This is a genomic window from Lysinibacillus sp. NPDC096418 (genome assembly GCF_044762775.1).
GTDB lineage: Bacteria > Bacillota > Bacilli > Bacillales_A > Planococcaceae > Lysinibacillus.
Map to the genome: position 1 here is coordinate 34,734 of NZ_JBIWEY010000030.1, position 22,552 is coordinate 57,285.

Annotated in this window: 32 protein-coding genes and 3 pseudogenes; 23 read left to right on the forward strand and 12 right to left on the reverse strand. The window is 34.0% G+C overall.

Annotation, left to right across the window (positions count from 1 at the left end):
• Positions 1 to 28: 28 nt before the first annotated feature.
• Entirely contained in the window at positions 29 to 865 is an 837-nt protein-coding gene (locus ACIQZG_RS18550) for a YitT family protein (protein WP_402756951.1), read from the forward strand.
• Positions 866 to 1,248: 383 nt separating this feature from the next.
• Here the strand turns inward: ACIQZG_RS18550 and ACIQZG_RS18555 are convergent, their stop codons facing one another.
• On the reverse strand, positions 1,249 to 1,782 hold the full coding sequence (locus tag ACIQZG_RS18555; RefSeq protein ID WP_132358150.1) for a hypothetical protein: 534 nt from the start codon (positions 1,780 to 1,782) through the stop codon (positions 1,249 to 1,251).
• Between the two features lie 186 nt (positions 1,783 to 1,968).
• Positions 1,969 to 2,160 (reverse strand): annotated as a pseudogene (locus tag ACIQZG_RS18560) (hypothetical protein); the annotation flags it as partial.
• Positions 2,161 to 2,181: 21 nt separating this feature from the next.
• On the opposite strand from ACIQZG_RS18560, the gene ACIQZG_RS18565 reads away from it, so the two are divergent.
• The 6 genes and pseudogenes from ACIQZG_RS18565 (at position 2,182) to fosM (ending at position 6,280) form a co-directional block, all read left to right on the forward strand.
• Positions 2,182 to 2,625, forward strand: a complete 444-nt coding sequence (locus ACIQZG_RS18565; RefSeq protein WP_402756983.1) for an amidohydrolase family protein — start codon at positions 2,182 to 2,184, stop codon at positions 2,623 to 2,625.
• Positions 2,626 to 2,915: 290 nt separating this feature from the next.
• Positions 2,916 to 3,191: a hypothetical protein gene (locus ACIQZG_RS18570; RefSeq protein ID WP_402756952.1), complete on the forward strand. Its 276-nt coding sequence runs from the start codon at positions 2,916 to 2,918 to the stop codon at positions 3,189 to 3,191.
• A 248-nt stretch (positions 3,192 to 3,439) separates the two neighbouring features.
• On the forward strand, positions 3,440 to 4,402 hold the full coding sequence (locus ACIQZG_RS18575; RefSeq protein WP_402756953.1) for a helix-turn-helix transcriptional regulator: 963 nt from the start codon (positions 3,440 to 3,442) through the stop codon (positions 4,400 to 4,402).
• Between the two features lie 72 nt (positions 4,403 to 4,474).
• The gene (locus tag ACIQZG_RS18580) at positions 4,475 to 5,104 is read left to right on the forward strand and encodes a type 1 glutamine amidotransferase family protein (protein ID WP_402756954.1); all 630 of its coding nucleotides are present in this window, start codon (positions 4,475 to 4,477) and stop codon (positions 5,102 to 5,104) included.
• A 190-nt stretch (positions 5,105 to 5,294) separates the two neighbouring features.
• Positions 5,295 to 5,762: pseudogene (locus ACIQZG_RS18585) on the forward strand (2-thiouracil desulfurase family protein).
• 95 nt (positions 5,763 to 5,857) lie between these two features.
• A complete protein-coding gene (gene fosM / locus ACIQZG_RS18590; RefSeq protein WP_402756955.1) occupies positions 5,858 to 6,280 on the forward strand; it encodes a FosM family fosfomycin resistance protein in 423 nt (140 codons plus the stop codon).
• Between the two features lie 114 nt (positions 6,281 to 6,394).
• On the opposite strand, the gene ACIQZG_RS18595 is transcribed toward fosM, so the two are convergent.
• Entirely contained in the window at positions 6,395 to 7,792 is a 1,398-nt protein-coding gene (locus ACIQZG_RS18595; protein ID WP_402756956.1) for an alanine/glycine:cation symporter family protein, read from the reverse strand.
• 297 nt (positions 7,793 to 8,089) lie between these two features.
• Here ACIQZG_RS18595 and ACIQZG_RS18600 point away from each other — a divergent pair, with 297 nt between their 5' ends.
• Entirely contained in the window at positions 8,090 to 8,554 is a 465-nt protein-coding gene (locus ACIQZG_RS18600; RefSeq protein ID WP_402756957.1) for a GNAT family N-acetyltransferase, read from the forward strand.
• A gap of 28 nt (positions 8,555 to 8,582) precedes the next feature.
• On the opposite strand, the gene ACIQZG_RS18605 is transcribed toward ACIQZG_RS18600, so the two are convergent.
• On the reverse strand, positions 8,583 to 9,350 hold the full coding sequence (locus ACIQZG_RS18605) for a glucosaminidase domain-containing protein (protein ID WP_402756958.1): 768 nt from the start codon (positions 9,348 to 9,350) through the stop codon (positions 8,583 to 8,585).
• A gap of 258 nt (positions 9,351 to 9,608) precedes the next feature.
• Between ACIQZG_RS18605 and ACIQZG_RS18610 the strand changes: the two genes are divergently transcribed.
• Positions 9,609 to 9,803 (forward strand): hypothetical protein, encoded by a 195-nt coding sequence (locus ACIQZG_RS18610; RefSeq protein ID WP_402756959.1) that lies wholly within the window; start codon positions 9,609 to 9,611, stop codon positions 9,801 to 9,803.
• A gap of 846 nt (positions 9,804 to 10,649) precedes the next feature.
• Positions 10,650 to 11,163 (forward strand): annotated as a pseudogene (locus tag ACIQZG_RS18615) (GNAT family N-acetyltransferase).
• Positions 11,164 to 11,332: 169 nt separating this feature from the next.
• On the opposite strand, the gene ACIQZG_RS18620 reads toward ACIQZG_RS18615, so the two are convergent.
• Positions 11,333 to 11,569, reverse strand: coding sequence for a gamma-type small acid-soluble spore protein (locus ACIQZG_RS18620; RefSeq protein WP_402756960.1), 237 nt, complete (start codon positions 11,567 to 11,569; stop codon positions 11,333 to 11,335).
• A gap of 165 nt (positions 11,570 to 11,734) precedes the next feature.
• On the opposite strand from ACIQZG_RS18620, the gene ACIQZG_RS18625 reads away from it, so the two are divergent.
• A complete protein-coding gene (locus tag ACIQZG_RS18625) occupies positions 11,735 to 11,956 on the forward strand; it encodes a hypothetical protein (RefSeq protein ID WP_402756961.1) in 222 nt (73 codons plus the stop codon).
• 203 nt (positions 11,957 to 12,159) lie between these two features.
• On the opposite strand, the gene ACIQZG_RS18630 is transcribed toward ACIQZG_RS18625, so the two are convergent.
• The 4 genes from ACIQZG_RS18630 to ACIQZG_RS18645 all read right to left on the reverse strand — a co-directional run bounded on the left by ACIQZG_RS18630 (position 12,160) and on the right by ACIQZG_RS18645 (position 16,030).
• The gene (locus tag ACIQZG_RS18630) at positions 12,160 to 12,420 is read right to left on the reverse strand and encodes a hypothetical protein (RefSeq protein WP_402756962.1); all 261 of its coding nucleotides are present in this window, start codon (positions 12,418 to 12,420) and stop codon (positions 12,160 to 12,162) included.
• A gap of 525 nt (positions 12,421 to 12,945) precedes the next feature.
• Positions 12,946 to 14,502: an alkaline phosphatase family protein gene (locus tag ACIQZG_RS18635; protein WP_402756963.1), complete on the reverse strand. Its 1,557-nt coding sequence runs from the start codon at positions 14,500 to 14,502 to the stop codon at positions 12,946 to 12,948.
• Positions 14,503 to 14,953: 451 nt separating this feature from the next.
• A complete protein-coding gene (locus ACIQZG_RS18640) occupies positions 14,954 to 15,241 on the reverse strand; it encodes a hydrolase (protein ID WP_402756964.1) in 288 nt (95 codons plus the stop codon).
• 279 nt (positions 15,242 to 15,520) lie between these two features.
• Complete coding sequence (locus tag ACIQZG_RS18645; RefSeq protein WP_402756965.1) at positions 15,521 to 16,030, reverse strand: DUF3231 family protein; 510 nt, start codon at positions 16,028 to 16,030, stop codon at positions 15,521 to 15,523.
• A gap of 427 nt (positions 16,031 to 16,457) precedes the next feature.
• Between ACIQZG_RS18645 and ACIQZG_RS18650 the strand changes: the two genes are divergently transcribed.
• The 5 genes from ACIQZG_RS18650 (at position 16,458) to ACIQZG_RS18670 (ending at position 17,698) form a co-directional block, all read left to right on the forward strand.
• The gene (locus ACIQZG_RS18650) at positions 16,458 to 16,676 is read left to right on the forward strand and encodes a hypothetical protein (RefSeq protein ID WP_402756966.1); all 219 of its coding nucleotides are present in this window, start codon (positions 16,458 to 16,460) and stop codon (positions 16,674 to 16,676) included.
• A 61-nt stretch (positions 16,677 to 16,737) separates the two neighbouring features.
• Positions 16,738 to 16,929 carry a hypothetical protein gene (locus ACIQZG_RS18655; RefSeq protein WP_402756967.1) on the forward strand — a complete coding sequence of 64 codons (192 nt, stop codon included), beginning with the start codon at positions 16,738 to 16,740 and terminating at the stop codon, positions 16,927 to 16,929.
• A 245-nt stretch (positions 16,930 to 17,174) separates the two neighbouring features.
• Entirely contained in the window at positions 17,175 to 17,333 is a 159-nt protein-coding gene (locus ACIQZG_RS18660) for a hypothetical protein (protein ID WP_402756968.1), read from the forward strand.
• Entirely contained in the window at positions 17,333 to 17,506 is a 174-nt protein-coding gene (locus ACIQZG_RS18665) for a hypothetical protein (RefSeq protein WP_402756969.1), read from the forward strand. The genes ACIQZG_RS18660 and ACIQZG_RS18665 overlap by 1 nt, the downstream gene beginning before the upstream one ends.
• Before the next feature lie 3 nt (positions 17,507 to 17,509).
• Entirely contained in the window at positions 17,510 to 17,698 is a 189-nt protein-coding gene (locus ACIQZG_RS18670) for a hypothetical protein (protein WP_402756970.1), read from the forward strand.
• Positions 17,699 to 17,911: 213 nt separating this feature from the next.
• Here ACIQZG_RS18670 and ACIQZG_RS18675 read toward each other — a convergent pair whose 3' ends face one another.
• The 3 genes from ACIQZG_RS18675 to ACIQZG_RS18685 are packed head-to-tail and all read right to left on the reverse strand — an operon-like array spanning position 17,912 to position 18,704.
• Entirely contained in the window at positions 17,912 to 18,142 is a 231-nt protein-coding gene (locus ACIQZG_RS18675) for a DUF4183 domain-containing protein (RefSeq protein ID WP_402756971.1), read from the reverse strand.
• The gene (locus ACIQZG_RS18680; RefSeq protein WP_402756972.1) at positions 18,108 to 18,233 is read right to left on the reverse strand and encodes a hypothetical protein; all 126 of its coding nucleotides are present in this window, start codon (positions 18,231 to 18,233) and stop codon (positions 18,108 to 18,110) included. The genes ACIQZG_RS18675 and ACIQZG_RS18680 overlap by 35 nt, the downstream gene beginning before the upstream one ends.
• Before the next feature lie 51 nt (positions 18,234 to 18,284).
• Complete coding sequence (locus ACIQZG_RS18685; RefSeq protein ID WP_402756973.1) at positions 18,285 to 18,704, reverse strand: DUF4183 domain-containing protein; 420 nt, start codon at positions 18,702 to 18,704, stop codon at positions 18,285 to 18,287.
• Positions 18,705 to 19,045: 341 nt separating this feature from the next.
• Here ACIQZG_RS18685 and ACIQZG_RS18690 point away from each other — a divergent pair, with 341 nt between their 5' ends.
• From ACIQZG_RS18690 to ACIQZG_RS18720, 7 genes are all read left to right on the forward strand, one after another.
• A complete protein-coding gene (locus ACIQZG_RS18690; protein WP_402756974.1) occupies positions 19,046 to 19,246 on the forward strand; it encodes a hypothetical protein in 201 nt (66 codons plus the stop codon).
• 50 nt (positions 19,247 to 19,296) lie between these two features.
• Positions 19,297 to 19,809 carry a hypothetical protein gene (locus tag ACIQZG_RS18695; RefSeq protein ID WP_402756975.1) on the forward strand — a complete coding sequence of 171 codons (513 nt, stop codon included), beginning with the start codon at positions 19,297 to 19,299 and terminating at the stop codon, positions 19,807 to 19,809.
• A gap of 262 nt (positions 19,810 to 20,071) precedes the next feature.
• Positions 20,072 to 20,221, forward strand: coding sequence for a hypothetical protein (locus ACIQZG_RS18700; protein ID WP_402756976.1), 150 nt, complete (start codon positions 20,072 to 20,074; stop codon positions 20,219 to 20,221).
• A 224-nt stretch (positions 20,222 to 20,445) separates the two neighbouring features.
• Positions 20,446 to 20,712, forward strand: a complete 267-nt coding sequence (locus tag ACIQZG_RS18705; protein WP_402756977.1) for a hypothetical protein — start codon at positions 20,446 to 20,448, stop codon at positions 20,710 to 20,712.
• Positions 20,713 to 20,835: 123 nt separating this feature from the next.
• On the forward strand, positions 20,836 to 21,063 hold the full coding sequence (locus tag ACIQZG_RS18710; protein WP_402756978.1) for a hypothetical protein: 228 nt from the start codon (positions 20,836 to 20,838) through the stop codon (positions 21,061 to 21,063).
• Between the two features lie 172 nt (positions 21,064 to 21,235).
• The gene (locus ACIQZG_RS18715) at positions 21,236 to 21,898 is read left to right on the forward strand and encodes a hypothetical protein (protein ID WP_402756979.1); all 663 of its coding nucleotides are present in this window, start codon (positions 21,236 to 21,238) and stop codon (positions 21,896 to 21,898) included.
• A gap of 277 nt (positions 21,899 to 22,175) precedes the next feature.
• Positions 22,176 to 22,364 carry a hypothetical protein gene (locus ACIQZG_RS18720; protein WP_402756980.1) on the forward strand — a complete coding sequence of 63 codons (189 nt, stop codon included), beginning with the start codon at positions 22,176 to 22,178 and terminating at the stop codon, positions 22,362 to 22,364.
• The last annotated feature ends 188 nt before the right edge of the window (positions 22,365 to 22,552 follow it).

Below are 22,552 nucleotides of genomic sequence, written 5' to 3' on the forward strand. Positions count from 1 at the left end.
TGACAGTCACAGTTTACAGGAGGCTTTTATGTTACAACATCGCATCAAAGAAATATTTTTAATTATAATAGGGTCCTTAATATTCGCCATTGGAATAAACTATTTTGCAATCCCGAACATGTTGTCTGAAGGCGGGGTCATTGGGATCACCGTTGTCACGTATTATTTATTCGGATGGTCGCCAGGCATTGTAAACTTTAGTATCAATGCTGTTCTTTTATTATTAGGTTATAAGTTTTTTGACAAGAAGACGACGATTTATACAATATTAGGCATACTTTTTTCATCATTCTTTCTATACATTACAGAAGATGTGGCATATCAGGTGAATGGTGATACCTTGCTGGCTGCTCTATTCGCAGGCGTGTTTGTAGGTCTAGGGCTTGGGATGATGTTTAGGGCAGGTGGGACTTCCGGAGGGTCTGCGATCTTAGCCCGGTTAGCCAATCAATATTTAGGTTGGAGTTTGGGTAAAGGTGTACTTGTCATTGATATTGTCGTTATTGCAGCATCTGTTTTTATTATTGGTCAGGAAAAGGCCATGTACACACTAGTGGCTGTGTTTATAGGTGCAAAAGTGATTGATTATGTGATTGAAGGATTGAATAGCCGTACTGCGGTGACGATTATTTCTGATCATTCAAAAGAGATTCGTCAGTATATCATCGACAACATGACGCGTGGCGTGACTATTTTAGAAGGCCGTGGTGGCTATAGCCAAAATCAAAAAGAAGTTCTTTATATTGTCATTAACCAACCAGAATTAATGCAATTGAAAAAAGCCGTCAGTAGTGTAGATGAACTGGCATTTGTTGTCGTCCATGATGTCCGTGATGTATTGGGCAAAGGTTTTAAAGGTAGCTGATGTTGTCGTTATGTGAAAGGTCTCAAATCTGTAACGTTTCAGTAGTACTGACAGCAACAATATTTTCTTCTTTCAAGGAATAACGCACTTATTAAAGTAAAAGAACGGTTATTTACCAAAATATGGTATTTGTATTTTAAATCAACCCCTAGTTTTGGTGAGGATCCTAAAGAATAGGATATGCATTAATGGAGTTTTTAAAGAAGGCTGTTTTCTCAAAGATTGTTGCTGTTAAAGACAGATTTAATCTACAAAATGTGTAGGATAAATCTGTCTTTTCGGTTTGATATTTCGTGAATCGAAAATTTAACGAAGGCTCTGGTTAGTTGAAGAAAAAACATTCATTATTTTTAAAATATTTTACTTACTTCTATGTAAAATAACTATTTTCCTCGTGGCCAAATGAAATATGAAATAGATATGATAAAATCAATTCCCAGTACTAAAGACCATACTTTTAGTGTTTCAAAAAGTTTAGAGCTACGGTCCGCATCATTTACTAAGTATATCAATATTAATAAAAATCCTGCTCCGATGATATATGCAAATAAATGCTGAAAAGACCCTTTCAAAGAATTACGAGCATATGCGAAACCAGTCTTTTTTTCAGGTTTTGTTCCCTCTTTTTTTATGTAGTATAAGAACCTTTCATCAGCCCAACGAACGATACTCTTTCCAAAAGCAATCGACACACCTAAATAGATAGCAGCAATAGCGTGAGACGTAGTTGCATTTCCACCCTTTAATAGATCTATAGCAGTTACGATTAACAGAAACAAATCAATCACGGGTGTTAGAAGTAAAAAGAACGATCCCATTTTTTTAAAGTTATATACATAACGTAAAGTTAGACCGAGTATTATAACAATCCAAAAACCAATTTCTGCTGCAATAATTGACCAAGTAATAAAATTCAATTAACCACCCCACACTTTTACTTACAAAAAATCTAGTAGTATAAAAACACACGCATATATATTGTATTTTATATTATAAGGAGAAACAATAAAAAAGATTCCACGTTTTATCAAATTTACCATATTAGTTCAGCGAAAACCTCTTTTTGCTTCGCTAATTGAATAACAGTAAACCACTGAATCCGCTTAAAAAGCATCTGATAAATGGTGCTCTTTGCCTTTTCTTATTGCTTCAATTGTGAAATAGTTAGATTTTTGACAAGTTGAAATAAGCATTTGCTCTACCCGATTTTCAAATGCCAAGTTTTTATGTAACTCAAGCTACCAGTAAAGGTAACTATCCAAATAATACGTACCAATGCCCTGAAATCGTTCCATCAATCCTGTTACTGCGTCTTTATTAATCATGTGTATTATTGGGGCGATCGACATCGAGAAATTTTCTTAGGGCCAGAGCGGGCAAAGCGTATTAGCCCATTACATGAAGCGATGAGCTCCAATCTTTTGTTTACGCTCCACTCAGATTGTCCAGTCACACCTATTTCACCGCTGTTTTCCGTGTGGGCAGCCGTTAATCGCTTAACGAAGGACGGCTATGTTTTGGGGCCAGAACAGCGTATAGATGTGGAAACCGCATTGAAATCCATGACCATCTATGGAGCAAAATTGAATTTTGATGAAGCTATATCAGGAAGTATTGAGATTGGTAAAAATGCTGATTTTGCCGTATTAGAAGCGGATCCGACTACAGTGAATCCACAGGAAATAAAGGATATCTATATCCTTGCTACGTATATTGAGGGGCGTCCAGTATATGGACAAGGAACGATTAGAACTTCTTAATAAAATATACAGTTCGTTGTGTTGAAATACTTATAATAGCAATTGTTTAAAATGCAAAAAAGGGACGTCTCGAGTACGATTGAGAAGGCCCTTTTTCAGTAAATAAATATTTTTAGGACAACTTATTGAATAGTATTCTATAATAAATTGAATAAAAAAGCACCAATTGAAAGAGGAGGAAAAAATTAACGTTTATTAATTACAATACTACTGGCAATATTTTTAACTGCTTGTAGTTCAGAAACTGCAGAGGATGGTTCAAATAATATGACAATGTTGAGGAAAGTGACGTGGAGCAAGAGTTATTTACTTTTCGTTTAACAAGGAAGAAGGCTCAATATCAGTCGGGAGAAAAGCCGAATATTGTCGCTGAACTCACTTATAAGGTTGATGATAAAGTTGAACTTGGACATGGTGGTTCGTGGATATTACTAAACACCACGAATTTGACAGAAGATTATCGATACGATGCTATGATGACCTTACCGCATAACATTACACCAATCGAAAGTGGGCAAATAATTACAGAGCAATATCAGTTCTTCGGTGGAACGTTATCAGATTAAAGGATGGAAATGCGTACACAGAAGAAGCGTTTTTTTTAATGGCTAATATGCATTTCCCGCCTGTACAGTATAAAATTGAGGGACGTACAGATTTTGACATTGAAGGGAAAGACACAAGATATAACTTGGAGAATGCAATAATATTGAAATTGTTGAATAAGGTAGGGAGGTATTTTATAGATTCATTTTTCCATCTAAAACAAGTGACTGTTCTAACATAATCGAGTGGAATAATGAGGTGAAATCTTATGGCTAAAATTGATAATATGATGGCGATTCTATGGATGTTGAATACAGGTAGGAAAATTACTGCAAAACAGATATCTGAAAAGTTAGAGATTAATATAAGAACTGTTTACCGTTATATTGATGCACTTTCTGCCAGTGGTGTGCCGATCATATCTGAAACAGGTCATAATGGGGGATATACCCTATTGAATAATTTTATTGAAAGTCCTCTACTTTTTGATATAAATGAGCAAACTGCATTACTACATGCTGCTGATTTTGCAAAAGAAGCAGGTTATTTTTTAGGGGAGGCATTAGACAGCGCAACATCAAAGCTAAAAATGTATTCAAATCAAGAGCAGGAAAGATTGGTCAAGCAACAGTTAGAAGGGCTTGAAGTAATAAGCCCAATCGGAAAATCATCCACGGAGCCAATATTGAGGGAATTGGAGCAAAGTATAGTAAACGAATCATCTGTAGAAATCGAATACCGTACAAGTCGTGAAGAGCAAGCAAAGCGCAGGATTGTTGATCCATATGGAATTATTTATTGGAATATTAACTGGTATGTCATTGCGTTTTGTCAGTTAAGGAATGAAATCCGCAGTTTTAGAGTGGGGCGAATAATCAGTATCATTCAAACAGAAATTACCTTCAACCGTCCAAAGAATTTTTCGGCAAGTGAATTTTTTATGAAAAACCTACTTCCTAAAGTAGAAGATAAGCAAAAGCTTATACCGCTAGTGCTTAGAGGGAAGACAAGTGCGTTGGATGACTTATGCCAGCATTGGTTTCTAGGACATCATTTCAAAGAACGGACTTCAAAGGAAGTGATATTTCTACTAGAGGAAGATGCCATTCATACATATGTACCTTATTTACTTTTACCCTATGGCAAATCTATTCAAGTAATAGAACCAATAAGCTTGAAGCAAAAACTTATTGAAGTTCTATATGAGTTAATTGATTTTTATCAAGTTTGATAACTTTACTGACAAAGGATGTCAGTAAAGTTTTTTTATAATAGAGAATATCAAGCGAAAGGAGTGCGTATTATGTTTACAAAAAATGTGTATCTTTATGTATTTGATACGATGTCAGACTGGGAGGTAGGTTATTTGATCGCTGAACTCAACTCGGGAAGGTATTTTAAAAAAGAACTAGCGCCTTTAGAAGTAGTTACAGTAGGTATTGATAAAAAAACAGTTACTACAATGGGTGGGGTGAAAATACTACCTAGTATTTCTATTGAAGAGTGTATTTTGGAAAGTAATGATGTTGTAATCCTTCCAGGGGGGAATACTTGGTTAGAGGAAATACACGAACCCATATTGAAAAAAGTTTCTAAATCTATAAAACAAGGAACTGTTATTGCGGCGATTTGTGGTGCAACAGTAGGGCTAGCAAAGATGGGATTGTTAGATTCAAGAAAGCATACAAGCAACGATTTAGAATATATGAAAATGATTTGTCCTAATTATTGTGGAGAAAAATATTATGAAATGGAAGCTGCAGTAACTGATAGGAATTTAGTTACTGCATCAGGAATAGCTCCATTGGAATTTGCGATGCAAGTATTGAAGCTGCTCGATGTATTTGCACCAGAAACATTACATTCATGGTTCAACCTTTATAAGACTCATAATCCAAATTACTTCCACGAGTTAATGAATTCTATCAAATAGCTAATCAGTAAATTAATAGGCTTTTTTCACTGGATTACATATTTATTTTAAAGCACTGTTTTGTAATGATTCTTACTTTACCTAGCCTTGTTAATCGAACTGGGCAGGTTTGCTCAATAAGAGATAGTAGTTAATATGTCGGGAAAGTGATAATATTAGCAATATTCTTATTTATTTAGAGGTGGAAAGATTGATATTAGTTAGTTCTTGTTTGGCAGGGTAAAAAGTAAGATATAACGGAACAGATAGTTTAGATAATAGAATACACAAACTATTATCAGAAAATAAAGCCATTTCTGTTTGTCCAGAACTACTTGGTGGGTTTTTAACGCCAAGAGAGCCTGCTGAGATCGTTGGAGGAGATGGGGAAGATGTATTAGATGGGAAGGCAATAGTTGTTGAAAAGTCAGGTAAAGATGTTACTGAATTATATATTAAAGGTGCATACGTAACATTAAAGAAAGCTCAAGAGTTGAGGGCAACAACTATTATCCTAAAGGAATACAGCCCATCTTGCGGTAGCTCAATGATTTATAATGGTGAATTTATAGGGAAAAAAATTCTAGGTATTGGAGTTACAACAGCCCTAATGAGAAGAAATGGCTTAAAAGTAATTTCTGAAGAAAATCTCAATGAATTTATGGATGGAGTGCTATGAACTTTACTTATCCGCTAGCGGGGCAAATTAGCTTTTTAACTATTTTGGGTTTTATAGAGATATGAATAATATAGGATTCTTCGTAGGAGGTTTATGTGGTAATTAAAGGCCTTAATCACTTGTTATTTTCAGTTTCTAACTTGAATGATTCGATAAAATTTTATCAAAAAGTTTTTGATGCGAAGTTATTAGTTCAAGGTAGGAGTACTGCTTATTTTGATCTAAATGGTTTATGGCTTGCACTTAATGAAGAAAAGGATATACCTCGTAATGAAATTAGCCAATCATATACACATACAGCTTTTTCAATAGACGAAGAAGAACTCGATAATATGTATCAGAAACTAGTGAGTTTAAATGTAAAAATCCTTTCAGGACGATCAAGAGATGAAAGAGACAAGAAATCTATCTATTTTATAGACCCGGATGGTCATAAATTTGAATTTCATTCAGGGACTTTACAAGATAGGCTTGACTATTATAAAGAAGCAAAAATGCATATGGAGTTTTATGATTAAGCTTTAGTTAAAAATTCGAGATTTACGAAAGGTCAAAGCACAAAGACAGCAATAATCTTTGAGAAAATATCTAATACAAAAGACGTGCAGGCAAATGCTACACGTCTTCAATCTTTATTGGTCGTCTTCTTCCCAGCATTCTGTGTTCTTTAAACCTGGAACAGATTTAGCATAAAACACTGGATTTTTACCTTGTTTACGTTGTTTCGTAAAGTCGTCTAACACACGGAAAGCTATTCGACCTAGTAATAGTATGACGAAAATGTTTAACATGGCCATCAGACCCATAAATAGATCGGCTAAGTTCCAAACAAGTGATACTTGCGCAATAGAACCGAACATCACCATGCCAAGAACTAGAATACGGTAACCAGTTAGCCATCCTTTATGTGCGTTCATAAATTCAATATTCGTTTCCCCGTAATAGTAATTACCTACAATCGAGCTAAACGCAAAGAATACAATGGCAATTGCTATAAAGTATGGAGCCCAACTCCCTACGTGTACAGCAAATGAATTTTGAGTTAGGACGATTCCATCGTTTTCTCCTGTATTATAAATACCTGCCAAAATAATAATGAATGCAGTAGCAGAACAAATAATAATCGTATCAAAGAATACGCCTAAACTCTGAACGAGTCCTTGCTTAGCAGGGTGTGAAGAACTTGCAGTAGCTGCAGCATTTGGTACACTACCCATACCAGCTTCATTCGAGAATAAGCCGCGGCGTACACCTTGCATAATCGCTACACCTAAAGCTCCTCCAGCAGCTTCTCTTAATCCAAATGCTTCAGATAAAATCAGGCTGAAGACGCCAGGTATTTCTGATATATTAGTTGCCACTACGTAAAGTGCGATGAGTAAATAGAAAATGGCCATCACTGGTACAAGTACTTGAGTAACTTTCACGATTCTATGTACGCCACCGAAAATAATCATAGCAGTTAGCAAAACTAATATGATTCCGATGATATAAGGCTGAATATTAAATGCCTCACCAACAGAAGTAGCAATTGTATTGGATTGTACAGCATTAAAGATAAATCCAAAGCTTAATGTTAAAAGGATACTAAAAATAATTGCCAGTTTACGTTGTCCCAGCGCTTTTTCCATGTAATAAGCAGGTCCACCACGGAAAGTATCACCATCACGTACTTTGTAAACTTGGGCAAGTGTACTTTCAATAAATGCAGTTGCCATCCCGATAATAGCAATTACCCACATCCAGAAAACAGCTCCAGGTCCACCGACTCCGATAGCTAGGGCAACCCCTGTGATATTCCCTGTACCTACACGAGAAGCCGTACTAATCGTAAAAGCCTGGAACGCGGAAACACCTTCGTCTTTGTCCTTTTTCTCTACGATTAATCGGAACATTTCTCCGAATAATCGAAATTGTACAAATTTAGTTCCTATTGTGAAATATAATCCAGCACCAATTAATAGTACGATTAATATATAGGTCCATAAAACATTATTGGTTTCATTAACTATATTTTCAATCCATCCCATATATCTGCCTCCTTTTTTGCGTAGGTTTAATTTTATACTATTTTTGAATAAATAATCAACTTAAAAGCAAAAAAATGCTGTTCTGATAACTAAAATAACGCCTTTAGGATTATATTCAAATAATTCAAAAAAAGATAGAAAAGTATGATTTGATAATCTGTTCAATCTCAATATCTACAATTTGACAATTATTCTGGAAACTCTGTAAAATAGATAATCTTAAGTATTCTATTTCTATACTTGAATAAAACTTTAATAGGTTAGGATACTGGAAAATTTAGAGAGCGAGATGGAACTATGAATCTTCACTTTAGTGAAGTAACGCCAGCAAATTGGCGCGCAGTCGCTGCTTTAGAAGTAGCACAAGACCAACAACCATTTATTGAAAGCAATGCATTTTCTTTAGCAGAGTCTTTGTATGAAGGAAAAGGAACGTCTATCGGATTGTATGACGGAGAAACACTTGTCGGATATGCAATGTACGGCTGGTATTCGGAGAAAGAGGAAAGTGCATGGTTAGATCGATTTATGATTGACCAAAAGTTCCAAGGAAAAGGTTATGCAAAACGCTTTTTAGTGTTATTAATCGAGCATTTTCAGCAAAAATTTGATTGTAAAAAAATTTATTTAAGCTTGCATCCAGAAAACAAGCTAGCGATGAAAATCTATGAATCGTTCGGCTTCCGCTTAACAGGTAAAATTGATGATAGTGGCCCTGTTGTAGGGGTTGTGATGGAATTACTTATAGATAAAGAGATTTGAGCGCTTATGCTCAAATCTCTTTATTTATTCATTGATAAATATTTAATGTCTGTCCAGCAACGAGTATTTCGGAGTTTAGTTGATTCCATTGCTTGATGGATGTGACTTTGACATTATGTGCTTCGGCGATTAACGAAAGGGAGTCGCCATCTTCTACTTGGATTATTTTTTTAGTTTGTACCGGTTTATCGTATTGCACTAAGTCATATTGTACGATTAGTTGGTTGAGCTTTTCCTGGTAGTTTGAATCAGTAGCGTAAGACCCAGTTAAATAGTTTGTGGCATCTTTATAAGAGGCAGTATTGCTTTTGAAAACGTTCGTATAATACTGTCTGTCCCAAGAGACACCGTTGCGAAGTAAATTTACATAATCCTTTAAGGAGTCTTCATAGGAAGGGTACTTGCGGAATTCAGCTCTAATGGTTGACAAGTTACCAGTGCCATCATCTTCAGAAGTTTCGAGTACTACTGAATCGTTTTGATACTTGCCCTTAATACCAAATAAATTATGGTTTGGAGATGTAGCCAGGCCGCTTTGACCAGATTTACTTTCTAAAATGGCTTGTGCAATCATAACGGAAGCGTATAAATCATTTTCTTCGCCAAGTTTGCGTGCGGTTTCTGCAATTTCACCTATGAATTCTTCGACAGTTGGTCCTTCTTCTTTGAATTCCAAATCAGATTTATCTGCTTGATTAAATGTGTAATTGAATAGTTGGATGATCATAAATGAGCCAATAGCAATAATGGATCCTATTACAATTATACCTGTTAGTAATTTGCGTAATACCTTCATTTAGTATGTCGATGTTGAAGCTTTGCAACACCTTCCTCCTTTCTTTTAGGCATGGATAAATACGAAAGTCATTCTTCTAATCATTATAAAACAACTAGATAAGATAAATCATTGGTATTTTCTATAGAGTTCATAGATTTTATGACGAAATTGAAGGAGAAATGGTTTCTATAAACTATTATCCAACCTAAACACAATAAATCTTTCCATAGAGAAAAATCGAGGAGGGATTCTCAAAATTTATAAAACCCAGGTGTGTTGAGTAGGGGAATATTAGAATCTAAGATTGATCGATTTGCGGCTGGACAAATTATGGCGATTGGAGGACTGATGTCTATTTTTAGCTGTCCATTATTGGGAGAGAGTTCTAATAAAATCGGACGAAACAAGTTGCTCGATATTACATTTGCAACTAGTGCTAAGTCCATGCTATTTCCCGTGATGTTCCTGTAATCATTGAATTTGTTGACAGTCAATTTTTCTGGGGAATCACAGTGGTTGGTATGCTATCACTTATTTAAGCACTGTCGACGGAGCAGATCCATGCTTCTTACACGCCTGAAGTGCTTAGTGAAATAGGAAACAGCGACACTTGTTCGAAATATACAAACGCTATTCATAAACTGAAGGATAAAATGCGTGCAACTTTGGAGTGGGGATTGTGATGACTGAGCCGTACTGGAATGCTAAACATGGTGGGTATATTAAATGTCCTGTTGAAGGGTGTCCGACATGTAAAGGTAACGGACATATTGAAAAATGAAAATCATTAAACATTAGATAAATATTGTTCAGTAGCAATAAGAAAAGCCTTGCCATAAAGCAACGCTAAGTTCGAGGGTTTCTATATAACTCTACTACACTACCAACAAAGCCTATCAATCCAGTAATAAAGAATATATATGCTACTTGTATTGACATATCATCTAAGTTGTTAGTAAAGATTCTATATCCTCCTACTGAACATAATCCTAAACTACTAACTGAACTAATAAATGTACTACGTCTACGTTTGTCAGTCAAAACAATCCCTCCAAATAATGGTATATCAATTATGTTAACATAAAAATAATTGTTAGTTAACTTATATTCGAAGGATTTCAGCTTTAGAATAATATAAAAAACTAGAACCTTACTGAACAATCTGAGGATTAGAAACATATTGTGCATTAATCATAGTATCATAATACAAAGTACGTTGAATTCAAGGAACCTATTACAATACGGAATTACAAAAAATAAGGTGAAAACTTAAAAAAATTAGAGTATTTTGATCTCAAATAATGGAGTAACATCAAAATGATTGTATTGGAAACGGCAAGGTTGTATTTAAGACAATTTAACAACGAAGATATTACTTCACTTCATGCAATTTTCTCAGATGCAGAAACAATGAAGTATTATCCATCATCTTTTAGTTTAGAGCAAACTAAAAATTGGATTGGTAAGAACATAAAAAGATACGAAGAAGATGGCTATGGATTATGGGCAGTATGTTTGAAGGAAACACATGAATTAATTGGAGATTGTGGTCTTGTCAAACAAATAGTGGATGGTAAAACTGAAGTTGAAATTGGCTACCATATTAATAAAAAATATTGGTCTAAGAGGTTCGCAACTGAAGCCGCTAAAGGTTGTATGGAAAATGGATTTGTTCAATTAAATCGAAATAGGTTGATAAGTATTATTGACCCCATTTAATAAGCCTTCTATTCGTGTGGCTGAGAAAATCGGTTTTTCTAAAGAGAAAGAATCCTTTATTTTCAATAAAAATCATTGTATATATTCGAAATTTAAAAAGTTTCATTTTTAGATACTGAACAATATGAGGGAAAGAAATAATTAAAAGGGTCACTGGGATAATTGTGACCCTATATACCAAAATAAGGTTTGTGTAGTTTAGTTACTGCACAAAATGAAGTATTGTTCAGGAGATGAAAGCAAAAACCGGCAAGAAAAATCTGCCGGTTTGGAATATCAAATTAATTTGAATTGTTTCCGAAACTATTTGTGTTAGGTCCAGAAGCTTGCATTTTGTTAGCTTCCGCTTGTTGGATTTGTTGTCTAACTTGGTTAACATCAGTCTCAGTCCCGAATTCTACGTTGTTCATTGAGTTCATAGTTCCAAAACGACCAGAAGCTTGATTTTTGTTAGCTTCTGCTTGCTGGATATTTTGTCTAATTTGGTCAATCGTTTGGTTCTTGTTTTTATTTGACATGTGTTTCACCTCCTTAAATTAGTCTGTTCAGTAGGGGGTTTATTATCCGTAAATTGCAGTATCAACAAACTACTTTTAATAACCAAAAATCCCTAGATTTTCGCAGGATAAAATATGGCCAAAGTCCTCACGATAAGGTGAATATTTTTAAAGGGGATGGATTAAATGTTCAATCGTTTATCAGCACATAATGGCGTATTTAGATTACCACCAATACAGCGGAAAAATGATACAGAGTTAGATGTCGCTATTGCTGACCTTGAAGCAAGAGGATTTAATTTGGTAAAGCGTGGCACGAGAAATGAACAGTCAAAAACGCTTAATCGAAATAGATATGATACTACATGCAATAAAGTATGGGCCATTATGGAAAAAATAAATTCCTAGATGAAGAAGTAAAAGTCAGATTTTGAGCAAAATAAAAAGCCACAGCGAGAGAAGCAGCTGCAGCTTCAAAATAATGAAGAATAACAAGTGGCAATATTTATTTTGTACACAGTTTGTTTATTTATACTAAAAAACATAGCGTTTGTATTTGTGGAAGTTAAGTTTAAAGTAATCGATAAATATTGTGCAGAAATGAAAGAGGATTATTTTGTTGAATATTTAAGTTTATTTAGTTCCTTTGATAAATATTGAACTTGTTTTTCTAATTCAGCTATTTTGTTCGATTTGCTACCATTGCTAGTATTTGATTGTTGTGTTTCCTCTAATGCCATCATTGCTGCAACAGTAGCTAGGCCGTCACCTAATGTAGTTATTAGTCCAGCAATTACAGCAAGCTTAGCAGCATCATTTTCGCCACTCGATAAAAGATCATTAATATTAAGCCTGTCTTTACTTTTACTCAAAATTTAACCTCCCAAAGGCTCGTATTTCTAAAAAGCGATTTCTAACTTCTCCATTGGGAGCAAGTTGAGGAGTTTGATGGATAACGTGTGCGATAACAGTTTGGGGTAATGCAAGAGATTGCTATCTCGAAGTAAGATATGTAATTTGAATTAATAACATTACACCAAAATAAAAAGGGCCATTTCCTAAACTGGAAGTGACCAAATGTAGTGATTTGAAAACTAAAAAAGTTGTTAAGTTGTTATTTACTTATGACATTACTACAATACGCTTCATAAACAAGTGAATTTTAGGCGTTTGACATTTATAAATTGAATAAAAAACGGTGGTGATCGCCAACACCACAGTCTCTAAAGTTATCTAAAGCGTTCTTAGAACGTAGATTTTAAAGGGAATTTATACATTAATAAAGATACAGTATGTGTTTCTGAACAATATGAATTTTTAGTTCCAAAAGACGTATTGTATCCTGATATACCTATTAGGAAAAACAAAAACGCCTATAATGGTTTTAGGTAAGGGAGTTACTTTGTTAATTTAATAATCCATTTCTTAATGTCCACGAGTCTATTGTATTCGGGTTTTTCATGAGTACCAGCAATAATGAGAGGAACAAGGGAATCGATTTTGTGTAAAGAACCATGTGCTCCTCCACCAGCATGGTTATGACTATGTTCTTCAATGAATTCAAATTGAGGCTTTGCATCTACAATAATAAATTGACCTTCATGTGAATGCAGGGCACCATTAAGCCTTGCTAGAGCATCTGGATAATCCTCATATTCAATAAGTCCTTGATTATCGACCTTTAAATTTAATATTGAATGATCACCTTCTAACTTCCATGATTGGTTATACAGATCCTTATATGAACCAATTGGTGAAAAGCTAAACCTATTATTGGATTGTGGAGAAATAACATGGTTTGTTCTTCCCTCTTTCCATGCAATAATACCAATTCGCTTATCTTTTTTTATTGTTTCTATTATTTTTGAAATCTCTATGTTTTCTTTAATTACGTTAATGTACGCCATTCTCTCGTTAATCGCGATTGCAATTTCGCCACTCTTGTTACGTTTCCAAAAAGTAAACTCTTTCAACAAATCATTTAAATCGATTAGTGAAATGTTCTGATCATTAATAATCTTAGATTGGGCACTATCTCCATGTACAATCCAAATTGCCTTTTCAATAGCTTCCTCCCATGTTGAATAAGAATTTAGTAGCTCTTGAAGATATTGATCTGCTTTTTCAATTGGCTCTATATCCTCTGGCCCATTTTTGTGTAGATGACTGTCTGCATCTGGTAGATAGGCGAGCGTAAATGCGGGTAGTTTATTTTGCTCAATTAAAAATTTTACCTCGTTAACAGTAAATTGATTATTAACACCTAGTTTTTCCCAAACAAACTTGTGACGATTATTTGTGGGATTATATTGAGATAATGTCCCCAATGAAATTAATGAAGGTCCGTTGATATCTATTTTATTTGGTAGAAGTCCCATTGCTGAAATAAGTTTTGGTACATTTAACCGTTGGTGGAAACTACCACGATATAAAAGTCCATTGATAGAGGCAGATTGAATGTCATTCTTTGAGAGTTCTTCATGAATGGTCTGAACATTTTTGCTCAAATGCTCTTTGTTTAGATTAACAATACCATCTAGAACAACATTTTTTACTCCAAGGCTCCATATTTCGCTTATGCCGCTTCCATAGCTAATAATGCGATTTTCATCTTTCTTAAACCATATAAGGCCTGGAATCTTATGTTGATCAGCATAAGCACCAGTTAACAAAGTGCTGTCAATCGTAACAGACATTGTAGGATAAGAGCTAATTACTTCAGGGTAGAATTGTCCGTTTTTTATTAAAAATGAAAAAGCAGGGGCTTTTCCTTCTTGAATGACTTTTTGAATGGATTGACTCATAAGTGAGTCAACAGTGATTAGTATGACTGGTTTATTCGTTTTATTGATAACGGTGTTAATATCTTTCGTAGGCGACATCGAAAAGGCCAATGCAAGACTAACTATCAGGAAAATAAACACTATAACGAATACGAATATTTTATATTCCATGTTTTCACCCTTTTTTAATAATATACAATAGTATGGTTTATATTGAGCAGAAAGATACGGTAGCGTATAGCTGTTATGGAGAAAAACTAAAGATATTTATTAGGACATGCTTTATCTAGCCGGAGGGTTGATTGAAGAAACCGTGACAGCTTATTCTCTTACCAGAGATAAGGTAAAAGCATATATCGAACAATGCAGCGATTGGGTGAGTGTTGAAGAAATTTTGGAACAGTTGCGTATAGAAATGTGAATTACCAGATATTTCCTACACCTAATTTATGTAAATGAAATTACACTTTAAGGTTAACACGAAATGGGTATTTAAACTATTTTTTTAGGGGCCCTTCACTTATAAAGAAGAGACCCCTTTATTACTGCACATTATTTATCAATATGTGTAGTTGTAAAACGAAAATTAGAAGTGAATCCAAATGTGATAGCTGATTTTGTATTAGTCTGCTTCTATTCGAATAGCTTGAATATCCTGACAGTCAACGATAATTGTTGAACCAGGTTCTGTCGTTGGATCATTAAAGAATGCACAACAATCTTTTGGGTCAAAGGTAATAAAAACAACATCTTCTATAACCTGACCTCCAAATAAGAAGAGATCAACTTCAGTTTGAGTTTGCAAGCGTCTTAATTGATTACAAACACAACCTTTACAGCGATTGCTTGATTGTTTTCCATGTTTATCACAGCAACCAGAATTAGGTCTATTATTTATAGTATTGCCCATGATGAATACCTCCTTTTCCATTTTAGTAAGATAACGTTTACCTTACTTTATTAATATATGAATAGAAAAAGAAATTCGATTGGTAATTTGTCTATTAAGTAATGATTTAGTTTTACAAAAAAGAAAATGGTTACTAGTCCATTTTAAGATTTCATTAATGTACGTTAGATAAAAAATGTGCAGTAAAGATATTTCCAAGATACTCAGTCAAATTGAAAAATCCCCAGCTTTATACTGGGGAACTAATTTGTCGGTTTAATCAGGCTTAATTAATAATTATTATTTTTCTGGATGATCTACATGTAATGGTGGAGGTACAAGCCAACCTTTATTTTTATTAAGGCGTAATAGTTTGGCGCCAAGCTGTGCTTTAGCTGTATGGAATTGACCATACATTAAGCCGATGTCTTCTCTAATAGACATACCCATTGCTTGACTACATGCAACTAAACCAGCAGCAGCATCTAATGATAATGCGGCACTGATTTCAGGATCATTAAATTTAGCACCAGGAGGGATATCTTCTGGTCTTGCATCTGGACGTTCAGGTGGCGCGGGAGGTAATGCAATGCCGTTAGTTTTTAGAATCTCTTCTAACTGCTTTGCTTCTTCTTTAGCGCATTGAATAAAATCTTCTATGATTTTTTTTAAGTCTTTATCACCAGCATGATTATAAAATGTTTGATATCCAGCAATCATGCCATAGTTTGCAGCAAGGTTTGTCCAGATACTGAACACCTCACCATAATGTAATGGTTCGTCTTTAGAGTTACCGCTAAACATACCCATACTTGCACTTCCTTTTCAATTATATTTCGCCATTTTCAAGCAAGGATAGTATGGGGAGAAAAAGAAATTTAATTCATTATTAAAAAAAAGATTAAGAAAAAATCAGCATCATTGCTGAACACTTTGAGGATTCGTGTCTGATAAAAATTGTTCAGTGAAAAAATCGAAGGTGAGGAAATTAAAATGAAAAAATAAATCATTGGAGAGAATTTAGATTTAGTTTTTACAGAATTTAAAATTAGTGCTACTAAAGTTCATGAGACAGAAATGGATTGGCTAGGAGTAGCGTTGCAAGCTTGGGAAATGGAAGAAACAAAAATTCGGTTTAATTGAAGATGATGATTGGAAACAGGAATACGGTTGGTGGAGAAACGCAGGGTGTAATCATACTGGGAAAAAGTATGAGTTTATCATCAAAGGTCAACGTATGATTGGATTCACGAATTATAGTCATTTCTTACATGATAAAGAATACCACGGATTAGAAGAACACGAAGTTTTACCGCAAATTGAATTTAAAGATCTTCATGAATACTTCGAACACTACATCGGAATTAGTAAACATGAAAATTACACTTACTATGTTCACAGCTTGGCAGAAATTAATGCCATTTCCAAAGCAGAAATCTTTAAACGATATTGGTAGAGCTACTGAACAATTTGATAATTATTCGAAACATATTGTGTAGTAAGAAAGGGAGATAACAATGAAGGAATTTAAAGTATCGGTAAACGAAAGAAAAGCTAATATCGAAGGTGCGGATAAAGTGGTTGAATTTATTGATTCACATGTTCCTTTTGAAATTGAATGGGAATACATTTTGCAAGAAATTGAGGAAATGGAAAACAATACGACTTTACAAGTAGCAGAAGTAGCAACAGTAAAACGCATATTTTAACTGCACAATATGAGTATTATTCGAAAGAAAATGTGCAGGAAGGCGATGGGATGAAAATTACAGTAAACGAACAAACATAGCGATTTTATTTAGCATATGATGAATTAATACCAGCAGTTGGTCATGAAATTAAAGTTGGTAAACATCGATTCTGTGCTATTGCTGGAAGTAATGTACTTAACATTTCAGAAGTTACTTCAGGTACAAAAGTACAACAAATACCGATTACACTACCAATCATGATGATGACAGCTACAAAGGAAGGAACGGTTAGTATCTATCTAGAAATAGCTAAAAAATTCTTAGCTAAAATCGTGCAGCGTTGCGACTTTGATAAAAGCATTCAAAGAACGAGGAAAGAATGTGTCAAAACCATTTTGAGCAGCAAGGAAGGGGAATATTGATGGATTTATTATACGTTTACATTTGTGATGCTTCCGATACTATTCATCACAGTAAAGAAGAAATCTTGTATTGCGATAAGGAATCGTGTGAGGAATTATCTGTACGGTTAAGGTTCAAAGGTGCAGTTGTGGTAGGTGAAAAATTGGTATGGGAAAATGCAGTCGAATGGTGAACATTGGAACATCCTGAAACAGCAACACTTCAAACGATGTACATGGGTAAAAGTAGCCGTGATGTATATTCTAAGCCTTGGGTAGATGGTGACGGAGAGATATATGCAGATCGCCTATGTTTAGATTCTAATACATTTCATGAGGCTGAACATATCGGAACATATGAGGGGATGTATAGCATAATAATCTAGGATTTAGTAGGTTTGATGAAAAATTCGCAGAAGTGGGATAGCCTTGTGTAAAAACATCTTGGGGAGATGTTAAGGATGCTATCCCGAACGTGCGATAACAGTTTGGAGAGATGCAAAAGCAACTATCCAAAAAAAGGGTCACTTGGGATAAGGGTGACCCTAAGCACCAAATAGAAAAAGAAAGGCTAAAGGTGATTAATTAAAAACTAATCATTAAGTTTGTGTAACTAACTCTACAGCTTCTACTACTAGTGGAGTTCCTGCTGTGATTGTGCCAGTAACACCGTTAAAAGTTAACTCTGTTGCAGAAATTGTATACGAATCACCTTCTTGCAATACACCGTTGATATAGAAATTATAGTAGCCGTTTACTACTATTGGAAAAGCAGTCGCGGCAGTCCCACTATCATCATAGAAAGGCAGTTGCAGGAATAGTTGTACCATCAGCGACCGTTAAATTTGCTGCTAATACATTAAAGAATCTAGTCGAAGTACCCGTAACATTTACATGAATATTAATAATTGAAAGAGCCATTTTTTTCACCTCCTTTCAAGGAGAAAAAGTATTATTTAGAAGATTTTTATATCACATTTGTTGGAATCCCAATGTTTCTATAATTATTGGAGTTCCAGCAAAAATAGTTGCATTAAATGGCTTAAGAGTTAATGAATCTGGGGTTACTTCATAAGCACCACCCTCTTGCATCACAGCATTGATGTAAAGATTGACATATCCGTTGGGATTAAAAAGTTTGAATTCTGTTACTGGATCGCCATTATCATCTGTAAATAGATTAGCTGGAAGGGTTGCTCCGTTTGTTAGATCAATATCTTCTGTAACCATATAGAAATATCTATTTATCGTTGGAATAATAGTTCCACCAGGGACAATGACTGGGGGAGGGGGAATAGCAGATATATCAATAGCTTTTAAAGGGGGCCAATAAATTCTGTTATTTTCACAACAATCGTTATTAACAAATTTTTTTGAATTCTTTTGATTCATTATTGTTTGTCACCTCCTTTTTTAAATATTTTGTTGACCCCAATGAACCATAGGCGTTTCTATTAAATTATCTAAAGACATATCAAAATCTAGTCTTACACTAATAATTTATGATTTGAAATTGGAAGGTGATTGGTAATCTGTCTATTAAACAGAAATTAATATATGTTTTTTGGGAAAAATAGAAACTGTTTGAATACCTAAGATGAAATGATGCTATGAAAATGGAATTTTGAAGTAATACGGGGAGATAGACTTGATACTGAACAATATGAGGAAAGAAAGTAGGAGGGATTATTATACCTAAATTCAGATTTCACAGAGGTTCATTAGAGGAATCCATGAAGACTGAGGTTGAAGTTGAAAATATCAAATTGCTTCATGAAGTGATTTGTGGTCAATTACAAGATTACTTAATTTCTGATTCTGCTCTAATTATCGAATATTATGGATTTGACCACAGAATTTCGAAAGAGCTGTATTCTGTGAAAATTTACGGTGTTGGAATAGTAGGGTTTTTAGATTCGGAATTTATCAGTTGAACAATATGGGGATAATACACATCATGAATATTTCGGGATGAGGTGCACAAATGGAAAGATTAGAGATAAAACAAATTGCTGATGTAGCAATTACAAAATTTAATCAATTGATGCAAGAAGAAAATAATAAAAAAACAGATAGAAGGATATTCAATACAAGACTGCTCCTTAGAAATTATCAAAACTTTAAAGCTCGGTGCGAAGAATTGAAAGAAACAAATAAAGTTGAGGTAATTGAAGAAGATCCGTTCATTGAAGTTAGTGGGGAATATCTATCTGTTGAATCTCTTACCCGTAGCAGTGTAAGGACGATAAATATGATGCGCTTTATTGATAATATGCTAGAATTTTATAAAAAAGATTGTGAGAGACAAGGGAAGGAATCGATTCGTAAATATGATACGTTGATGAGCTTTTATATTGATGATGATAAAAAGACATATGCTGACATAGCGGAACTGCATAATGTCAACGAACGAACGGTCCGGAGAGATCTAAAAGAAGCGGTATATGCCTTGTCGGTACTGATTTTCGGCATTGACGGATTGCGTATTCAGCTTTAAATGTCGTAAACGTGCCCTTTTTCACGATTTTTAAATATTATATAGTGTATATGTAAAGTAAGTGGATCTACTTTGCACCGATAGTCTTCCAATCGACATTTAAAGCCCTGTTAATTAAACAGGTAAAACAATTTAATAGACGTTTGCGGACGTCAACACTGGAAGAGACTACTGAATGGGTAGTCTCTTTTTCACATCAAAATTATATCACTGTTATCAACTTCCATTCCATTTATAATTGTAGGTGGATGGGGGTGAACATGTGAAAAGTAAAAATGAAATGAATAATTATGAACTCAGAAAAGAAGCTAGTGAGATGAAGATGTCATCTGAAGAATTGAGTAAGTTGAAGAGTTTAATAAGAGGTAGCGAAGAAAAAAGAACCAATCAGGTTGATAAGAACCAAAAATAATATGTATGTTTTCAAGTCACATCTAACCAGGTGTGGCTTTTTATTATGCATTTAACTATATAAAAATAAAATTGTTAAATAAGTTAAACAACTTTATAATAGTGCTAATTATATCCTATTTATGAGATGGTTTCGTGTCATATCCTAGGGTTTTATTAATATCTCTTGTGTCAAAGACCACACCGTAATGATGACTTTATAGAGAGAAAGGAAGAGTCGATCAAATGATTAAAAACACAAACAATCAGGGTGAGATATTGGATACTGAAAATATTTTAGTGAAATATAGGGAGAATATAGAATTAATTCAACAGTCGTTAAAACAACTTGAGTTGGTCATTACTAAATTGCAAAGTGAAGGATTGGTTGAAATAGAAAAGTTGGCTAATGAATTAAGTATGTTGCAGAAACTTTCAACAAGTATAGATTTTAAAGCTAAGCTTCTGATTTGTAATAACGATGAAACTGTTGAGACATCAACACCTGAATAAAATATAGACATCAAGTCACATCCAATCAACAATCGGGTGTGGCTTTTTATTATGCTTTATATTTCTATTGATTACATCAATCCCATTTGTCCAATGATATAGATAGATGGGAGGTGCAGGATAATGGAGTATGAATATACAGTAAAGTTTTACTTTGACGAAAGTCGTGAAGAAGAATATAAAATCAAGAATAATGTTGGACAAGAAACATTTACAGAAGAAATTTCTAATGGCTTCAATGAGAAGCCTTGGTATTCATTTACTGAAACACAAAATTATAAAACGATTTTAATTAGTACTAAAGATGTTTATAAGGTAGTGGTAGAACAAAATGTTATAACATCTGATTAATCCAATGTATTAAGTCGCATCTAACGAGTTGCGGCTTTTTATTATGCCTTGAGGGGTGGTTGTGCATGTATTTCAAAACAAACATTTTAGACTACTGAATTGGTAGTCTCTATTCATAATGACAAATTATTCTAATTTGGTTATGATTAACCTGAAAGGTAGGAGTTTTTAAATGGTAGATGGGCTAACTAATATAATAAACAATGCTTGGGTAATAAGTATTGTAACCGGTGTGATAGTATACATAGCAACCAATTGGTTTAGCAAATTCAAAGACAATAAAGAATATAGAAAAAATATAAATCAAGTAACTGATGATATTGTAGTTATGCTACAAGAGTTTATAGTAGAAAAAAAATTGCCCGAAAAAGCGGTGTTGTTTTCGTATTATATAGCTACATGTGAAAAATACAATGTTTTAGCTAAAGATACTAAGAGTGTAGTTGAAATTTTAGATTTTTTAACGAAGGAAATTTTAGATTCTCAATTCTTAAATGGTACAAATAAATTAGAGTACTGTAATATTATCGAAGAATATAAGTTAGATTTAAAAAATGAATCTGTTGAAAAGGTCACTGACTTTGATGCGTTTACAAGTAAAAGAAAAGAGGAGGATAAAAAAGACGATAAAAATCGGAAACAATTCACATTCGCTATATCTCTTTTGTCTGCAATCGCGACTCTATTAGCCACTTTTTATAGCTCAGATGAACTAAAAATTAGTATCAAACCATTGAGTGATCCAATAACGATAGTAATGATAATACTTATAGGTATTGCATTTACAATCTATGTTTTACTTTTGATTACTGATAAAAGAAAATACAAGAATTAAAAAGCCGAGATATCATTCGGCTTTTTGTTATAATAGGTACATAGTGTACTGGATCTATATAGGACGGTGGTTCATATTGAACTATCGTCTTTTATTGTGCAGTCGAAAGCTAAACAGACTATAAAAGCTAATGAGTACATCATTATGAATTGTGGAGGACGATATCATGCCTGAAAATAAATTATAAAAACAAGTTGGAGGAGCTATAGTTGGTGCTATAGGTGGCGGTATGACTGGATATGCTACATTTTGCCACTGATTAATGAGGTGATGATTTTTGAATGAATGGTTTTCTGGCCCAATGATATTGAGCTATCTTGTAATATGGATCTTGTTTATATTTTTACAAATTGCATTAGAAGCGGATTTAAAATCGATTATTTTTAATCCTTTAAATTTACTTTTTATAATTAATCTTATTACAGGAGTCACTTATCAAATTAAAAAAATGAAACTCAGTAAATAACTCAGAGAAACCCAGGCACTCAATTAATTTTGAGCCTGGGCTTTTTGTTGTTTCCAAAATGATTTCCGATATAAAATAAAAAATGTTAATCTGTAATATGGTACCTGTAGTTAGGACACTTGAAAAAGAGTGTGCTAACTGCCGGTATTTTTTATATACTAGACTTTCAAGATTAAAGGACGGACTAG

Excerpts from the sequence above, each read along its gene's own strand:
- ACIQZG_RS18655 (WP_402756967.1), top strand. The coding sequence starts at position 16,738 with ATGAAGGAATTTAAAGTATCGGTAAACGAAAGAAAAGCTAATATCGAA.
- ACIQZG_RS18715 (WP_402756979.1), top strand. The coding sequence starts at position 21,236 with ATGGTAGATGGGCTAACTAATATAATAAACAATGCTTGGGTAATAAGT.
- ACIQZG_RS18680 (WP_402756972.1), bottom strand. The coding sequence starts at position 18,233 with ATGGCTCTTTCAATTATTAATATTCATGTAAATGTTACGGGTACTTCG.
- ACIQZG_RS18690 (WP_402756974.1), top strand. The coding sequence starts at position 19,046 with ATGAAGACTGAGGTTGAAGTTGAAAATATCAAATTGCTTCATGAAGTG.
- ACIQZG_RS18660 (WP_402756968.1), top strand. The coding sequence starts at position 17,175 with ATGACAGCTACAAAGGAAGGAACGGTTAGTATCTATCTAGAAATAGCT.
- ACIQZG_RS18650 (WP_402756966.1), top strand. The coding sequence starts at position 16,458 with ATGATTGGATTCACGAATTATAGTCATTTCTTACATGATAAAGAATAC.
- ACIQZG_RS18640 (WP_402756964.1), bottom strand. The coding sequence starts at position 15,241 with ATGGGCAATACTATAAATAATAGACCTAATTCTGGTTGCTGTGATAAA.
- ACIQZG_RS18710 (WP_402756978.1), top strand. The coding sequence starts at position 20,836 with ATGGAGTATGAATATACAGTAAAGTTTTACTTTGACGAAAGTCGTGAA.
- ACIQZG_RS18705 (WP_402756977.1), top strand. The coding sequence starts at position 20,446 with ATGATTAAAAACACAAACAATCAGGGTGAGATATTGGATACTGAAAAT.
- ACIQZG_RS18665 (WP_402756969.1), top strand. The coding sequence starts at position 17,333 with ATGGATTTATTATACGTTTACATTTGTGATGCTTCCGATACTATTCAT.
- ACIQZG_RS18620 (WP_402756960.1), bottom strand. The coding sequence starts at position 11,569 with ATGTCAAATAAAAACAAGAACCAAACGATTGACCAAATTAGACAAAAT.
- ACIQZG_RS18595 (WP_402756956.1), bottom strand. The coding sequence starts at position 7,792 with ATGGGATGGATTGAAAATATAGTTAATGAAACCAATAATGTTTTATGG.
- ACIQZG_RS18675 (WP_402756971.1), bottom strand. The coding sequence starts at position 18,142 with ATGGTACAACTATTCCTGCAACTGCCTTTCTATGATGATAGTGGGACT.
- ACIQZG_RS18580 (WP_402756954.1), top strand. The coding sequence starts at position 4,475 with ATGTTTACAAAAAATGTGTATCTTTATGTATTTGATACGATGTCAGAC.
- ACIQZG_RS18575 (WP_402756953.1), top strand. The coding sequence starts at position 3,440 with ATGGCTAAAATTGATAATATGATGGCGATTCTATGGATGTTGAATACA.
- ACIQZG_RS18695 (WP_402756975.1), top strand. The coding sequence starts at position 19,297 with ATGGAAAGATTAGAGATAAAACAAATTGCTGATGTAGCAATTACAAAA.
- ACIQZG_RS18635 (WP_402756963.1), bottom strand. The coding sequence starts at position 14,502 with ATGGAATATAAAATATTCGTATTCGTTATAGTGTTTATTTTCCTGATA.
- ACIQZG_RS18625 (WP_402756961.1), top strand. The coding sequence starts at position 11,735 with ATGTTCAATCGTTTATCAGCACATAATGGCGTATTTAGATTACCACCA.
- ACIQZG_RS18685 (WP_402756973.1), bottom strand. The coding sequence starts at position 18,704 with ATGAATCAAAAGAATTCAAAAAAATTTGTTAATAACGATTGTTGTGAA.
- ACIQZG_RS18600 (WP_402756957.1), top strand. The coding sequence starts at position 8,090 with ATGAATCTTCACTTTAGTGAAGTAACGCCAGCAAATTGGCGCGCAGTC.
- ACIQZG_RS18550 (WP_402756951.1), top strand. The coding sequence starts at position 29 with ATGTTACAACATCGCATCAAAGAAATATTTTTAATTATAATAGGGTCC.
- ACIQZG_RS18645 (WP_402756965.1), bottom strand. The coding sequence starts at position 16,030 with ATGGGTATGTTTAGCGGTAACTCTAAAGACGAACCATTACATTATGGT.
- ACIQZG_RS18605 (WP_402756958.1), bottom strand. The coding sequence starts at position 9,350 with ATGAAGGTATTACGCAAATTACTAACAGGTATAATTGTAATAGGATCC.